The organism is Parabacteroides sp. merdae-related_45_40 (genome assembly GCF_001915675.1).
In genome coordinates, this window is record NZ_MNQY01000121.1 from 16857 (window position 1) to 32277 (window position 15421).

Annotated in this window: 12 protein-coding genes; 3 read left to right on the plus strand and 9 right to left on the minus strand. The window is 50.0% G+C overall.

The window, feature by feature from the left end; translation table 11 throughout:
• Window positions 1-1335 (plus strand): tRNA lysidine(34) synthetase TilS, encoded by a 1335-nt coding sequence (gene tilS, locus BHV83_RS16435; protein WP_286757758.1) that lies wholly within the window; start codon window positions 1-3, stop codon window positions 1333-1335.
• Window positions 1336-1518: 183 nt separating this feature from the next.
• A complete protein-coding gene (rho, locus tag BHV83_RS16440; protein ID WP_224204622.1) occupies window positions 1519-3567 on the plus strand; it encodes a transcription termination factor Rho in 2049 nt (682 codons plus the stop codon).
• A 166-nt stretch (window positions 3568-3733) separates the two neighbouring features.
• Here the strand turns inward: rho and BHV83_RS16445 are convergent, their stop codons facing one another.
• Window positions 3734-5017 carry a DEAD/DEAH box helicase gene (locus BHV83_RS16445; protein WP_005635300.1) on the minus strand — a complete coding sequence of 428 codons (1284 nt, stop codon included), beginning with the start codon at window positions 5015-5017 and terminating at the stop codon, window positions 3734-3736.
• 188 nt (window positions 5018-5205) lie between these two features.
• On the opposite strand from BHV83_RS16445, the gene BHV83_RS16450 reads away from it, so the two are divergent.
• Window positions 5206-6750 (plus strand): PAS domain-containing sensor histidine kinase, encoded by a 1545-nt coding sequence (locus BHV83_RS16450; protein ID WP_122116348.1) that lies wholly within the window; start codon window positions 5206-5208, stop codon window positions 6748-6750.
• A gap of 9 nt (window positions 6751-6759) precedes the next feature.
• Here BHV83_RS16450 and BHV83_RS16455 read toward each other — a convergent pair whose 3' ends face one another.
• The 8 genes from BHV83_RS16455 to pbpC form a co-directional block, all read right to left on the minus strand.
• Window positions 6760-7587, minus strand: coding sequence for a transporter substrate-binding domain-containing protein (locus BHV83_RS16455; RefSeq protein ID WP_005647217.1), 828 nt, complete (start codon window positions 7585-7587; stop codon window positions 6760-6762).
• A gap of 4 nt (window positions 7588-7591) precedes the next feature.
• Window positions 7592-9703 carry a putative porin gene (locus tag BHV83_RS16460; protein ID WP_195565029.1) on the minus strand — a complete coding sequence of 704 codons (2112 nt, stop codon included), beginning with the start codon at window positions 9701-9703 and terminating at the stop codon, window positions 7592-7594.
• Between the two features lie 105 nt (window positions 9704-9808).
• Window positions 9809-10363 carry a 2-oxoacid:ferredoxin oxidoreductase subunit gamma family protein gene (locus tag BHV83_RS16465; protein WP_005635292.1) on the minus strand — a complete coding sequence of 185 codons (555 nt, stop codon included), beginning with the start codon at window positions 10361-10363 and terminating at the stop codon, window positions 9809-9811.
• Between the two features lie 25 nt (window positions 10364-10388).
• Window positions 10389-11153 carry a thiamine pyrophosphate-dependent enzyme gene (locus tag BHV83_RS16470; protein WP_005635290.1) on the minus strand — a complete coding sequence of 255 codons (765 nt, stop codon included), beginning with the start codon at window positions 11151-11153 and terminating at the stop codon, window positions 10389-10391.
• A 123-nt stretch (window positions 11154-11276) separates the two neighbouring features.
• Entirely contained in the window at window positions 11277-11450 is a 174-nt protein-coding gene (locus BHV83_RS16475; protein ID WP_005647212.1) for a hypothetical protein, read from the minus strand.
• A gap of 42 nt (window positions 11451-11492) precedes the next feature.
• Window positions 11493-12575, minus strand: a complete 1083-nt coding sequence (locus BHV83_RS16480; RefSeq protein WP_005635285.1) for a 3-methyl-2-oxobutanoate dehydrogenase subunit VorB — start codon at window positions 12573-12575, stop codon at window positions 11493-11495.
• 97 nt (window positions 12576-12672) lie between these two features.
• Entirely contained in the window at window positions 12673-12906 is a 234-nt protein-coding gene (locus BHV83_RS16485) for a 4Fe-4S dicluster domain-containing protein (RefSeq protein ID WP_005635283.1), read from the minus strand.
• Between the two features lie 104 nt (window positions 12907-13010).
• Window positions 13011-15356 (minus strand): penicillin-binding protein 1C, encoded by a 2346-nt coding sequence (gene pbpC / locus BHV83_RS16490; protein WP_286757760.1) that lies wholly within the window; start codon window positions 15354-15356, stop codon window positions 13011-13013.
• Window positions 15357-15421 lie beyond the last annotated feature (65 nt).

The window sequence follows — 15421 nt, forward strand, 5'->3', positions numbered from 1 at the left end:
ATGCGCGACGTTGTCCGTGCATATATAGAGAAATATCGGTTGCTTACGGAAAACCGTCTGGTTCTGGTCGGTGTAAGTGGCGGAGCAGATTCAATAGCCCTACTCACCATTTTGGTGGAGTCGGGCTATTCCTGTATTGCGGCGCATTGTAATTTTCATTTGCGGGGAGACGAATCCCTGCGTGACGAACAGTTTGTAAGGGAGTATGCCCGAAAACTGGATGTCCCTTTCCTGATGACGGACTTCGATACCCGAAAATATGCAGCCGACCGGCATCTCTCCATTGAAATGGCTGCCCGCGAGTTGCGCTATGGCTGGTTCGAAGAGCAACGGGCTGCAACCGGGGCGCAGGCTGTCGCTGTGGCTCATCATCGTGACGACAGTGTGGAAACGCTTTTGATGAATCTGGTACGTGGGACCGGCATCAGGGGAATGAGCGGGATTCGTCCGAGGAACGGTTTCGTGGTGCGCCCTTTGCTTGCCGTGAGCCGTGAGGATATCTTGGAGTGGCTTGCCGGACGCGGTTTGACGTATGTGACCGACAGTACCAACCTTTCCGATGCTTATACGCGCAATTTTATCCGCCTGCGTGTCCTTCCGCTTCTGGAGGAAATCAATCCTTCCGTGAAGGATGCGATCGCCCGTACGTCCGAACATCTGTCGGCAGCCGAAGCCGTTTATCTGCATGTGGTGGAAGAGGCGAGGAATGCCGTGGTCGAGCAAGGGGACCGCCTTTCGATTGCCGCCTTGATGCGTTACCCGTCGCCCGATGCTATTTTATACGAGTTACTCAAAACCTATGGCTTTACTCGTCCGGTGGCGGAGGATGTTTATTTGTCCCTGACGAAAGAATCGGGCAAAACCTTTTTCTCTTCTACGCACCGGTTGATAAAAGATCGGGACTATTTATTGTTATCTCCCCTTGTAAAAGAAGAGGTCCGTGAATATACACTGACCGGTGGCGAGAAAGTTTGGTCCGGTCCTGTCGAACTTTCTTTCGAGAAGATTGTTATTAAGGAAGATTTCCATATCCGGAAAGATAAAAATATCGCTTATTTCGATTACGACAAACTGACTTTTCCGCTTACCCTGCGTACATGGAAAGAAGGAGATTGGTTTATTCCTTTTGGCATGAAAGGGCGGAAGAAATTAAGCGATTATTTCTCGGATCATAAATTCAGCCGTTTAGATAAGGAACGGACGTGGCTTTTATGCAGCGGAGGCGCTGTTATCTGGATTGTAGGAGAACGTTCCGATAATCGTTTTTGCCTGGACAAAACAACTAAAAGTGTGTTAGTTGTGAATTTTTTTCCGACAAAAAGCGAGAGTAACTGAAAATATTATTACATTTGCAAAGATTTACTCCGCAGATGTGTTACTAATGATTCAAATTAGCTCAACAATCCGGTTTTCACATGAAATTATTAATTATCAAATTATAAAAGATACAATGATTGCGTTGTACGCGTGCCGTGTCCGGTCGTGTAAGTACGTCGTTTTTATTATTCACTTCGCATTATGCAAAAATATAACATTCTAGAACTAAATGAAAAACTCCTTCCTGAGTTGCAAAGTATAGCGGAAGAGTTAGGTATTAAAAAAGTAAGTTCCCTTAAGAAAGAGGAGCTTGTATACAGAATTCTTGACGAACAGGCCATTTCATACGCCGGCATCCAGGCTGAAAAGGAGAAAGAAAAGGAAGCAAAGAAAGCAGAAAGGCAGACTAAGGCTAAGAAAACAAAAGCTGCGGCTCCGAAAGGCGCAAAAGCTGATGCCAAAACGAAAGTCGCTGCTCCCGCCACACCCGTTGAAGCTTCGGTAGAAGAGGTCGCTCCGGAAGCTCCGGAACAGCCCGAACGTAAAAGACGGACTCGTATTGACAAGAAAGAAAAAGTGGCCGCGGCTGTTGTTCCTGTCCAGAAAAACGAAGAAGCAGCCGTTTCCAAAAGTCCGGTTTCAGCCAATGCTCCTGTATCCGAAACTCTTGTCCAGGTAGCTGATGCTACGGCCGACGTCCCTGCCGAAACGGTAAAACCGGCAGCAAAGAAAGTGGTTAAGAAGACTGACAAACCTGTAGAGAAACCGTTGCTTCCTCCTGTTGTCGTGGAATCGGATAACGGAGAGCTTCCGGCCGAAATCGCTCCCGAAGTAACGGAAGAACCGGCTGTCGTGGAAACTCCTGCCGCTTCGACTCCATCAGACGAACCTAAACGTGTGGTATTCCGCCATCCGGACACCAAATCAGTTCTCGATCAACTTTTCCCATTCTCTTCCACACCTGCAAAACCGGAACCGAAAGCGCGGGAAGAACAACCTGCAGCCGCCCAGCAGCAGAACAATCCTCGCCAGAATAACAACAGACAGAACAACCAGAATAATCATAACAACCAGCGCAACAACAATAATAACAATGCTGTGCAGGAAAAACAGTATGAGTTTGACGGTATACTGACAGGTGTCGGTGTGCTAGAAATGATGCCTGACGGATATGGTTTCTTGCGTTCTTCCGATTATAACTACCTGACTTCCCCGGATGATATTTACGTATCGCAGTCGCAGATCAAGCTGTTCGGCCTGAAGACCGGCGACGTGGTGGAGGGGGCTATCCGTCCTCCGAAGGAAGGTGAAAAATATTTCCCGCTTGTCAAAGTGGACAAGATCAACGGCCGTACGCCTGAAGAAGTCCGTGACCGTGTTCCTTTCGATCATCTGACTCCGCTTTTCCCGGACGAAAAATTCATGTTGACGGCCCGCAAGTCTTCGAAAGTATATGATAATATCGCCGTACGTGTAGTAGATCTGTTCTCGCCGATCGGCAAGGGACAGCGTGGTCTGATCGTGGCACAGCCGAAGACCGGTAAGACGATGCTGTTGAAGGATATCGCCAATGCGATCGCAGCCAACCATCCTGAAGTGTATATGATTATCCTGCTGATCGACGAACGTCCTGAGGAGGTGACCGATATGGCCCGTAGCGTAGATGCCGAAGTGATTGCTTCTACTTTCGATGAACCGGCTGAACGCCATGTGAAAATTGCCGAAATCGTATTGAATAAGGCTAAACGTATGGTGGAATGTGGACATGATGTCGTGATCCTGTTAGACTCTATCACACGTCTGGCTCGTGCTTACAATACGGTTCAGCCGGCTTCCGGTAAAGTGCTCTCCGGTGGTGTGGATGCGAACGCATTGCAGAAACCGAAACGTTTCTTCGGGGCTGCCCGTAACATCGAAAACGGCGGCAGCCTGACGATCCTGGCAACGGCATTGACTGAAACCGGTTCGAAGATGGACGATGTGATCTTTGAAGAATTCAAAGGTACGGGTAATATGGAGTTGCAGTTGGATCGCAAGCTGGCAAACAAACGTGTTTATCCGGCTGTCGATATCACAGCGTCCAGCACGCGCCGCGACGACCTGTTGCAGGATGAAAACACCGTGAACCGTATGTGGATCCTGCGTAAGTACCTGGCCGATATGAACTCTATGGAGGCTATGGAATTTGTCAAGAAGCGCATGGAACAGACATTCGATAATATGGAGTTCCTGGCTTCGATGAACGGATAAGTTAGGGGATTCTCGATATTGATAAAAACGCAGATCGGGCCCGGCCTGGTCTGCGTTTTTTATATTGGATTCGAATCTCTGTTTTCTATATTTTGCAACGCTATGCACTTATAATCGTCGACCGGCATTTGTATAAATGCCGGTCGACATATTTATAAACGTTAGCCTATGCTTCCTTCCTCAGTCTTCCTCTGCGGCGTTGGTTGTTGCCGCTGCCGGAGCGGTTGTCGCTTTTCCCTTTTCCGCCGTCTTTGCGGGGGCGTCCTCTGCCACGACGCATGTTGGAGTATTTTTCGGGCTCGTATAAAGGTGTTTCGCCGAATTTGGGATCGACCGGTATTTTATAGATTTCCTTATCCAGGAATTCTTCGATGCGTTTGAATTGGAATTGTTCTTCGGTTGAAATGAAAGTGATGGCCAGCCCTTCGCCGTTTGTTCCGCGGGCGGTACGGCCGATGCGGTGCACATAGTCTTCCGGGTCGTGGGGAATGTCGAAATTGATAACCAGCTTGATGTCGTTGATATCGATACCGCGCGAGACGACGTCAGTGGCGACGAGGATGTCTATACGTCCGTTCTTGAACTCTTTCATCACCTCTTCACGCTGTGACTGCTCAAGGTCAGAATGCATGGCTGCGACGTTGAACTTCATCCGTTTGAGAGTGGATGCCAGCTCTTTTACTTTCATTTTCGAGGACGAAAAAATGATGACACGCTGCGGACGGCTCTTTGAGAACAAGTCTTCCAATATGCGCAGTTTCTGCATGTCATAGCAGACATAGGCCGTTTGCATGATTGTTTCGGGTGGACGGGAGATGGCTATCTTGACTTCTTCCGGGTTTTTCAGGATCGTTTGGGCCAGTGTCCGGATCTTGGGAGGCATTGTGGCGGAGAACATGATGGTCTGGCAGGTTGCCGGCAGTAGTTTATAGACCTGCATGATATCGTCATAAAATCCCATATCGAGCATCCGGTCCGCTTCATCCAGGACGAAGAAGGATACTTGCGACAGATCGACAGTGCCCAGTTTGATATGCGACAACAGACGTCCGGGGGTAGCGATCACGATATCGGCCCCCATTTCCATCCCTCGCTTTTGCTGTTCCCAGGCAATACCGTCCGTGCCTCCGTAGACGGCAACGGCGGAAACCGGGACAAAATAGGTGAAACCTTCGATCTGCTGGTCGATCTGTTGGGCCAATTCGCGTGTGGGAGCCATGATGATAGCATTGATGGCATTGGCCGGATGTAATCCTTTGCTGAGTTCATTGATCACCGGCAACACATAAGCCGCAGTCTTTCCTGTCCCTGTCTGTGCACAGGCAATAATATCTTTCCCTTCCAAAATGACCGGAATCGTCAGTTCCTGTACTGGAGTTGTCTCCAGAAAATTCATTGCGTCAAGGCCGTCCAATACGGCCTCTTCTAAGTCCAATTCGTCAAATCTCATCTTTCATCATTAAATTCCCGGTAAAGGTAGATAATATTTGGCAATATTTGTTATATAGAACGCAGCTCTTCTTTCAAAAGAGTTATTTTTTCAAGGGAAGATTGATTTTTGTGATATTTTCCGGGGAAGATTGTGATAAAAATAAATATCTTTATACCCAAATTAGCGTTTTAAAGCATTTTGTTTATATGGGCGGCATTTATGGCGGGAAGGACATCCGGCCAATCTCACAAAAGCAAGATTCATTACATGGATTGATCAATACGATTTTGGATAAACTACCGTTAGGCGTTTTTGTAAAAGATGCAGAAGATGGTTTCAGGTATCTGTATTGGAACCGCTTCATGGAAGAAATAACCGGTATCGGTACGGAAGAAGTTGAGGGTCACAATGATTTCGAACTGAGTTTTGATGCGATCATGCCTGCAGAAGAGCGTTTAGGGCTGGATCGTGATGTCATGGAGACGGGTAGGACTATTGAATTTAGCGGGAAGATTTCTGATGCGTATGGCATCCCGAAGGATATCGAAGTCACGAAATTCCCGATTGCCTTGAGCAATGGCAAACCCCTTTTGCTGGCTTTGTGGCGTGACGTCACGGTCCGCAACAAGATGGAGAATACCTTGAGACGTTCGCAGGTACTTACTAAGATGGCCCTGCATTCCAATGATATCCGTCTCTGTTCCATATTCGTGAATCCTGACAGCAAACGGAATTATGATGATTCGGTTGTCCAGGTAAATAACTGGTTGCCGGGTAAAGAAGACGAGCTGGTCGATATTTCATGGCCTCGTTTTGCCGCGCGGGTTCATCCTGACGACAGGGAGAGACACGATGAGGCTTTTCGGAAATTATGTTCGGGAGAGATATCGGAAATGAAAATCGAGTTGCGTGTGAAATACCCGGGAATGGATCATTACCACTGGCGTGAATCGTCGGCAACCGTCTACGAACGGGATGAACGGGGAAGGGTGCTTGTGATCCTGGGATGTACGATCAACATACAGGAACGCAAAGGGCAGGAGCTGAATCTGGAAGAAGCCAAGCACAAGGCGGAGCTTGCCGATAAGATGAAGTCCAAGTATCTGGCGGATATGAGCCATGAGATCCGCACCCCGCTGAATGCGATCACCGGTTTTTCCGAATTGATGGCTTTTGCCGATTCGGATGAGGAGCGTAGGGAATATTATGAGATCATCAAGACCAATAACCTGCTGCTGATGCAACTGATAAACGATATTCTCGACCTGTCCAAGATCGAAGCCGACGCTATCAGGATCAGTTATGAACCGGTCGATATAAACGGACTGATGGATACGATATTCGCCTCTATCAAACTCCGTATGCCCGAAGGAGTGCAGTTGTTTTTGGAAAAAGGTAGCTGCACGTGCTGTTTCGGAGCCGATAGTATCCGTCTGTTGCAATTGATCAATAATCTGGCGAATAATGCGATTAAGAATACCAAGCAGGGAAGTATCACGCTGGGATATACCTGCCTGCCGGATAAATGTCTGAAATTTTATGTGAAGGATACGGGAACCGGCATTGCAAAAGATAAACTGGAGAGCCTTTTCACACGCTTCGTTAAGGTGAACGATTATGTGGAAGGTATCGGTTTGGGGCTTGCCATCTGCCAAGGGCTGGTTACGAAAATGGGTGGTTCCATGCACGTGGAATCCGAATTAGGGGTCGGTTCGACTTTCTCCTTCGTGCTGCCGTCGCATGAGGGATAAAGTGATGCATTATTTATAATATTTCTTGTATATCTTGTCGAATGTACCGTTCTTGCGTATCTGTTCCAGCCAGCTGTTCAGGCTGTCGAGCAGGATAGGGGAATCTTTGCGGACTGCCCAGGATTGGAGTTGCGTGAAACTTATGTCTGTTTTGATATCTATTTCCGGGAGTTGCTTTTGGGAAAGGGCAGCCGTCTGCTGGTCGCAAACGGCATAATCGATATCTCCTTTGGCAACCATGATGGCAAGCTGTTCCCCGGAGTATAATTCGTCTTCTATCACGTAGATCGTATCGCCGATCTCATGTCCTAAGTTTTGTAGCCTGAGCTGGGCGGGAGAATCTTTTGGGATATATAGGGTCTTACCGGCCAGATCGAGTTGGTTGCGGATGGGCTTGAGCCCGTTATTGGCCGCTTCCGTCCGTTGTATCAGGACTTGCTTGTCGAGGACGATCGGTTCGGTGAACAGATATTTCTCTTTGATCTCGCTGGTGATCGGGATATTGCGGGCAACGGCATCGCAATTGTTCTCTTCAAGCATATCGAAGCTTTCGGCCAGGCTCATCTCCAAAAATATCTGTATTTCCAGACCTGATAATTGGGCGATAGCCTGGCTCAGTTCATATTGGAAACCTTCTATCGTGTCACCTGCCACATAATACCCCGATTGATTGTATTCGGTCACCAGCCGCAGGATTCCTTCTTCTTTGATCTCCGGATAATCGCGTGGGAAGACTTCAGCCTTCGGCATGGTTTTCAGGCGCCATAACATGATCATGGTTGCTACGGCGATTATCAGCAGCCCGGTGTAGACTCCTATCAGTTTCCTCGATTTCATAAGATCAGTTGTTGAATGTGACAGCCACGCCCATTTTCAGGACGAACGGATCCAGCGGATAGTGCGCCAGCGAGAAATAGTTCGGATTGACGAACTTGGAACCCAGGTTATAACCCATCACAAAGAAACGAGCCTGTTTCAGGTGGAAGTTGACGTAGGCATTGACAAGCGGGAAATTGCCGACTTTCACTTCGTCCTGTACCTGGAACTGCTGTGTGGCCGGTTCGTAATACGGGGCGTAGTAAGAAGTGTTATAATACATATTGGCTCCCAATTGCACCATCAGCACCTTTGCTACCTTGAATTTCAGATACATATTGGTATACAGGCTGATTTGAGGCAAAGGCAGTACGCTTTTGTCACTGCTCAGCTGGTAGGCCACTTCGTTTTCCCATCCGAAAGCGCGGTACATGACATCTTGTTTGATGCGGGCGTTTATCACTTGCAGATTCCCGCTTTTCTGTTCCGGCATTCCTTGTTTGTTGAAGAATACATAGTTCTGTATGCTTTCGACCCCGGCAGACAACTGTGTCCGTGTGGACTCCAGGTTGATCTTGACTCCGGCATAGATTTGCTGGATCATGTTCATATCCCGGTTATCCCACCAGAAATAGCGGGAATGGAAGTGACGCATATAGAAGGAAGGAGTGACATTCTTGATGTATCCTTCCGCACTGATCGTCGCATCTTTTTTTAATAGCTTGAATTTGGTTTGCAGGTTTCCCGTGGCCCGAAATTCCCCGATATCGTCGCCTACGACACAAAGTTCTCCACGGGCATTGTAAGTCAGAATGTTTCCCCGGCGTTTGGAGATTTCGGCTCCGATATATGTCGAGAATTCGTCATACACTTGTGTAATCGGAAATTCGATGGTGGAGGGAGAAGCGTTTAACCCGCTTCCATATTCGGGGTCGTAAGACAATCCCGGTATCTGGGCCGGCAACTGGAATTTGCGCTTGTCGAAAGTGGCAAAGGCAGTGATGCCGAACTTGGCCCAGTCTTGAAAACCTTCGCGGAGGGAAAGACCGAACGTATTGCGCAGATTCCAGTAGGAAGTGCGGTCGTCGACACCCGTGCCGTTTTCCAAACCGAATACACGCGGGTATCCATCCGGGGTCAGATAACATTCATTCAGGTTCTCGTTTGCTTCCGATCGGAAACGGCGGCGGTTGTCCTGATATTCCAGTGTATGAATGATACTGGATACGGGTATAAATACTTTCACGGGATTTCCCAGCGTGTCCACTTCCCCTTCCAGTTCGCGCTCGAATCCGAGGTTATAATGGTGGCTGAGGAAATACTGTTTGCCACGTACCCGGTTCCATGCCTTGACCGGATAGCGTGTATTGAATGCCTTGGGGTCGTCCTGGTTTCTCTCGCCGGCAAAATATTGGTCCGGGTTGGTGATAACCGAGTCGTTGGCCAAGCCTCCGTTTTCGTAATTGATGAAGTTGAAGTTGCTCAAGTAAGCGTGCGCTTCGTAGCGATCCGACTTGTAACTGCCGAAAAGGCGGTAGCTTAACAGCTTATTACCGTTATTCTTGTAATATCCGCGGCTGTAGATATAGTCCAGGTCGCCACCTACGTTGATCTTCGGACCGAAGTTCATGGTCAGCGTGCCTTTCAGCCGTTCGTTTTTGCTTTCACTTCCCCCCATAGTCGTGTACATCACGTTTGTATAAGGGATTTTCGTGTTGTAGTACTGTGCGTTCTGAGGGTCCGTGATATAATAATCGTAAGCGTCGGCAAACAGGAAATCCCGTGGTTCCTTACGTTCGGAAAAGATGCGGGTTTGTGCCGGTGACCCTGTATTGGCCAGGTAGCCGACTGCCAGCGATTCGGATTCCACCAGCGTGCTGTTGGCGAAATTCAATTTATGCGTGTCCAACGGGGCAATATAAGGATCGCCCAACAGAGGGGTTAGCCGATAGGCCGTGATACGTCTGTTGCTTATTGCTGCGCTGTCTGGAATCAGCAGGCTGTCAGGGACTTCCTGATTGGCTTTGGATAGGTTTCCGAGTGAGAATCCTTTCCGGTCTCCACCTGGTCGGCGTTGTGCATGCAGGGCCGAAGCGGATATTATCAAGAGTAATAATATGTATAGGCTATGCTTCATGAGGGGCAAAGATAGTGATAATGTACCAATATGAACAATGTGCCAATATGCCAATTAATATTAGTTATATTTTTATTGGCATATTGGCACATTTAGCTAAGCACCTTAATGGCACGTTTGCACATTGGTTATAATCTCCATACCTTTCTTGATAGCCGCCTCGTTCATCGGGATGAGCTTGTGGTGGCGTTCGGGCAGGGATTTCTTTAAGCCTAACAAAACGTTTTCCAGTTTCACCATCGGAACGATTTTCAGTAGTCCGCCGAGGATCAGCATATTGAATGCTTTCTCGTTTTTCATCTCGGTAGCCGCGTCCATCGCATCCACACGATATACACTGACATCGGTCCGTTTCACCGGTGTATGGATTCCGTATCCGTCATAAATAATGATACCGCCTTTTTTCACTTTGTTTTCGAACTTCTCCATCGAAGGTTGGTTCAGGATGATGGCAATGTCATATTCGTTCAATACGGGAGAGCTGATGCGGTCGTCGCTCAGGATGACGGTTACGTTGGCTGTGCCGCCCCGTTGTTCTGGGCCGTAAGAAGGCATCCAACTGACTTCCTTTCCTTCCATCAGGCCGGAATAAGCCAGGATCTTACCCATTGACAAAACCCCTTGTCCACCGAAACCTGCTATTATAATTTCTTGCTTCATTGCTTCAAAAATTAATAATTACTTATTATTCCTTATTCTTGAGATCTCCTAACGGATAGAACGGAAACATATTCTCTTCCATCCATTTGTTAGCTTTCTCAGGTGTCATTTTCCAACCGGACGAGCAGGTGGAAACGAATTCGACAATCGAAGTGCCTTTGCCGGCCATCGAGTTTTCGAATGCCTTGCGAAGCATCTTTTTAGCCTTGCGGACGGCTGCCGCGGTCTGTACGCTCTGGCGGGTGACCAGGCAGGTCCCTTCCAGTTGTGCAAGCAGGTCGCCGATCTTCAAAGGATAACCGTTTAGGGCGATATTACGGCCATACGGACAGGTTGCAGTCGGCATTCCTTCCAGTGTGGTAGGGGCCATCTGACCGCCTGTCATACCATAGATGGCATTGTTGACAAATACGATCACGATATTTTCTCCACGGTTGGCAGCATGGATTGTTTCGGCGGTACCGATGGCAGCCAAGTCGCCGTCGCCCTGGTACGTGAACACCATCTTGCCCGGATTCAGTCGCTTGACGGCTGTCGCGATGGCAGGCGCACGTCCGTGGGCCGCTTCGATCCAGTCGATATCCAGATAGTTATAGGCAAAAACGGCGCATCCGACGGGAGAGATGCCGATCGTTTTATCTTCCATCCCCATTTCGGCGATCACTTCGGCAATCAGCTTGTGTATCACGCCGTGGCTGCAACCGGGACAGTAGTGCATGGGATTTTCATTCATCAACCTGGGTTTTCCATATACCAGGTTTTCCGGTTTTATTATTTCGTTAATTTCCATACTATGAATAATTTTTCAATGTGCTTATATTAATAATGTGGTAATTTGCCAATGTGCCAGTTAAGGAATGCGTCAACAACAATATGGATTGGCACATTGTCTGATTGGCACATTGCCACATTATTAACTTATAAATCTCATCAGATATTGAACCAAGCGGAAACAGATCGCCGCGCCACCGCAATACAGGAATGGCAGCCGGTTTTCAGGGAAGGCGAAGTAGCAAACAACTGCTGCCACTGCCAAAACCATGAATAACCAGGTCAATATCGTATCAATTTTACTTCCGCGAATCATCGTTGTTAATTTATGATTTATGAATTATGTATTACAAATCAATCATAATTCAAAATTCTTTTTCAGCGCATTCAGCACTTCATCCGGCGTGAACACGATACCTCCGAGACGGCCGAAATGTTCAACCTTTACTTTGCCGTTTACGGCCAGACGTACGTCTTCGACCATCTGTCCGGCGTTCAGTTCGACGGAAAGCATGCCCTTTACTTTCTCGGCATAAGCGGCGATCGCTTTTGTCGGGAACGGCCACAAAGTGATGGGACGGAGCAAGCCGAGCTTGATGCCTTCCGCACGTGCTATTTCCACCACCTTCTGGCAGATACGGGCAGAAGAACCGAAAGCGATCAGCAGATATTCGGCATCTTCGCACTGGAACTCTTCGTAGCGGACTTCATTTTCTTCGATCTTCCGATATTTAGCTTGGAAGCGGATGTTGTTTTCCTCCATCTTTGCCGGGTCCAGCTCCAGTGAAGTAATGACATTCGGTTTACGGCCGGCTGTCTTTCCCTGTGTGGCCCACGGGCATTCGGCTATGATTTCTTCCTCTGTACGGCGTGTATGGAAAGGAGGCAATACCACTTTTTCCATCATCTGCCCGATGATGCCGTCTGCCAGAATAATGGCCGGATTACTGTATTTGAAAGCGAGTTCGAAACCCAGTCCGACAAAGTCCGCCATTTCCTGTACGGAAGAGGGAGCGAGCGTGATCAGGCGGTAGTCGCCATGTCCGCCGCCTTTGACGGTCTGGAAATAGTCTGCCTGGCTGGGCTGGATTGTCCCCAGGCCGGGACCGCCACGCATCACGTTCACGATCAGACAGGGCAGTTCGGCTCCTGCGATATAAGATATACCTTCTTGTTTCAGACTGACACCGGGGCTGGACGAGGAGGTCATCACACGTTTGCCCGTACCTGCACCTCCATATACCATATTGATGGCTGCCACTTCACTTTCAGCCTGTAGCACGACCATTCCGGTTGTTTCCCACGGCATTTCGGCCATCAGGGTTTCGAGTATCTCCGACTGCGGAGTGATCGGGTAGCCGAAGTAACCGTCCACACCGTAGCGGATAGCCGCATGGGCGATGGCTTCGTTACCCTTCATTAATTTTACTTCTTCTGCCATACCTTATATTTAATTGTCAATTGACAATTGACAATTTTGTTTTGTGATTAATATTCTGATTCCTTTTTCTGTTTGTTAAATTGTCAATTGTGCATTGTCAATTGTCAATTCTCTTCTTGTAGATGGTCAAACAACCGTCCGGACAAACCAACCCGCAGCTTGCACAACCGATGCAGTCATCGGGGTTTTTCATGTACACATAATGGTATCCCTTGTTGTTTACTTCACGCGGGTGCAATTCGAGAACATCCGACGGGCAGGCTACTACGCAGAGGTTACATCCTTTGCATCGCTCTGTGTTTACAACAACAGCTCCTTTTATCTTCGCCATAATTTATTATATTTAAAAACTAATGTAACACTAACTATCTCATTTGCGACTGCCAAAGGTAGTAAAAACTTTACAGAAAGAGCCTTTTTTAGAAACTGTTTTGATTATTTCACCTCGAACGATATTGTCTTTCGATTGCCCTGGTCGTCGATCAGCGTCAGGCGATGTTTGCCGGGGGAAGCGGAGAAGCTGATCTGGTGGTGGTCTGTCGTTTCGCCGGCATACGTGTCGTCGAGATGCCAGTAGAGGATGGCATCCGGACGGGCGTGGGCAGCTTTGAAGACAAACTGCTCCCGTTTGCCGGAGAAGCCTTTCGGAAGATAAAGGATGGCGTTATGCTCCGGATAGATCAGTTCGATCTGCCGGCCCCTGTCTTCGCCGCATCCCGGTTTGACAGGAGGCAGGGGAGCGTAGTCGATATGATAGTTCCGGTAATAATATTCTTCGGAAGGAGGCAGTACGAACCACGGGCGTGCGATCATCCGGCCGACCGATTCGCACGAGCTGTTCACCCGGAAACGGCTGTCCGCAGAAAGATGGACAAGCCGGTGGTAGGGGCAGACTTCCGTCTTGTCGGCCGAGCGCGGCATGTAGAGTGTGTCTACCCGGTCACAGATAGCGGATGCCTTGTGCCCGCTGAGACGGCAGATGGCCATCGGGAGGAGTTCGTCGTAAGGCATGTCGAACCAGCCGCTTCCCGGAAGGAGCGAGAACAGGTCGAAGAGGACGGGAGCGGCATTGCCCACGCCTGTCAGTCCCGGCCGGCCTTCTCCCGAAGCGTTGCCCACCCATACGCCGACCGTATAGCGCGGGGTTGTCCCGATCGCCCAGGCGTCCCGTCCGCCATAGCTCGTCCCCGTTTTCCAGGCCACCTGCTTCATGGAGCCGAACTGCTGCCAGTCCGCCTCTTCTTCAGGGCGGTTCAGCGCCGACATCGCTTCGAAGGCGAACCAGATGGAGGCGGCGGAGAGGAGCGGTTTGTCCGTCAGCCTTCTGTCGGCGACGGATCGGACCGGATCGGCCGGAGGAGCCGGGAAAGGAGTGAGCGGATGGATATCCGCCGGGTCATACCGCCCGTTGTAAGTCCGGTAATGTGCGAGCGTACGCGCCAGTGAAGCATACATGCCGGTGAGGTCCCATAACGTCCCTTCGGCGCCTCCCAGGATCAGCGAAGCCCCGTAATGTTCTTCGGAAAAGCGCAGCGTGGTCATGCCCGCCTTTTTCAGCAGCGACATGAACCGCCCCGTGTTGTAGGCCGAAAGCATCCGTACCAGCGGGACGTTGAGCGAACGTTCGATCGCCCGGTGTGCCGGGACCGCCCCGTAGAACGTCTTGTTGTAGTTTTGCGGCGAGAAGCCGTTCAGGTTCAGGGGAACGTCTGAAACGAGCGTACCGGGGAGCAGTTGCCCGTCGTGCAGCATGGCGGCATAAAGAAAGGGCTTCAGGATGCTGCCCGTGCTGCGTGGCGAAGTGATGATGTCTACCTGGTTCCCTTTGCGGGCGTCGGCCTTGAAAGTGACGTTTCCCGCATAGGCCAGCACCTCGCCCGTTTCGGCATCGGCGATGAGGGCGGCCAGGTTATGGATGTGGTTGGAGGCGTAGTCGCGGGCGTAGCGGTTGACGATCTCCTGTGTCTGGCGTTGCAACATCCGGTTGACGGAGGTCGTGATGCGCGTTCCCGGAGCGTCGGCCGCCAACCGTTCGAGCAGGTGAGGGGCTTTGTCGGGCAGAGGCACGGGCGCTTCGGGAAGCGGTTCGAGGAGCGACAGCCCGTATTCGGTTTCGTCCAGTATCCCTCTCTCCTTCAAGGCGGTCAGGAGCTTGTCGCGTTTGGCTTTCAGCCGTGCCCGGTTACGTCCGGGATGGATCAGGGCGGGCGAGTTGGGCAGGACGGCGAGTGTGGCGCTTTCGGCCCACGAGAGGTCGGCGGCGCTTCGCCCGAAATAGCGCCAGGCCGCCGTCTCGATGCCTACCACATTCCCTCCGAACGGGGCGTGCGAGGCATAGAAGTTCAGGATCTGATGTTTGTCGAAGGCTGTTTCCAGGAGAAGGGCATAGCCGGTTTCGACCATTTTTTCATACAGGGTACGGTCGCGGTTGCCCCGCGCGATCCGTGCCAGCTGCATGGTGATCGTGCTCCCCCCGCTGACGACCTTGCCCCGGCTGAGGTTGATCCGCATGGCTCGGACGATGGCAACCGGGTCTACTCCTGGATGCCGGAAGAAACGTTTGTCTTCGTAGGTCAGCAGGCAGGTCACGAATTTGCCGGGAAGACTGTCTGCCGGAGGGAAACGCCATTGCCCGTCCGGTGCGATCCGTGCCCCTAACAACTGCCCGTCGGAAGAATAGAGCAGGGTGGAGCAGGCCTCCGGAAAGAGTGTCCGGGGGGCGGTCAGATGCAGGACCGTTCCTATCAGCAGCTTTATGAAAAACAGGTGGAAGACAATCATTCGCCATTTGGTTTTACTCCTCTAAGTTAGTCATTATTTTCGCGATTTCCAACCATATTTCCTTG

What these genes read in the sequence shown, in the direction of transcription:
- tilS (WP_286757758.1), top strand. Translation starts at nt 1, where the DNA reads ATGCGCGACGTTGTCCGTGCATATATAGAGAAATATCGGTTGCTTACG.
- rho (WP_224204622.1), top strand. Translation starts at nt 1,519, where the DNA reads ATGCAAAAATATAACATTCTAGAACTAAATGAAAAACTCCTTCCTGAG.
- BHV83_RS16445 (WP_005635300.1), bottom strand. Translation starts at nt 5,017, where the DNA reads ATGAGATTTGACGAATTGGACTTAGAAGAGGCCGTATTGGACGGCCTT.
- BHV83_RS16450 (WP_122116348.1), top strand. Translation starts at nt 5,206, where the DNA reads ATGGGCGGCATTTATGGCGGGAAGGACATCCGGCCAATCTCACAAAAG.
- BHV83_RS16455 (WP_005647217.1), bottom strand. Translation starts at nt 7,587, where the DNA reads ATGAAATCGAGGAAACTGATAGGAGTCTACACCGGGCTGCTGATAATC.
- BHV83_RS16460 (WP_195565029.1), bottom strand. Translation starts at nt 9,703, where the DNA reads ATGAAGCATAGCCTATACATATTATTACTCTTGATAATATCCGCTTCG.
- BHV83_RS16465 (WP_005635292.1), bottom strand. Translation starts at nt 10,363, where the DNA reads ATGAAGCAAGAAATTATAATAGCAGGTTTCGGTGGACAAGGGGTTTTG.
- BHV83_RS16470 (WP_005635290.1), bottom strand. Translation starts at nt 11,153, where the DNA reads ATGGAAATTAACGAAATAATAAAACCGGAAAACCTGGTATATGGAAAA.
- BHV83_RS16475 (WP_005647212.1), bottom strand. Translation starts at nt 11,450, where the DNA reads ATGATTCGCGGAAGTAAAATTGATACGATATTGACCTGGTTATTCATG.
- BHV83_RS16480 (WP_005635285.1), bottom strand. Translation starts at nt 12,575, where the DNA reads ATGGCAGAAGAAGTAAAATTAATGAAGGGTAACGAAGCCATCGCCCAT.
- BHV83_RS16485 (WP_005635283.1), bottom strand. Translation starts at nt 12,906, where the DNA reads ATGGCGAAGATAAAAGGAGCTGTTGTTGTAAACACAGAGCGATGCAAA.
- pbpC (WP_286757760.1), bottom strand. Translation starts at nt 15,356, where the DNA reads ATGATTGTCTTCCACCTGTTTTTCATAAAGCTGCTGATAGGAACGGTC.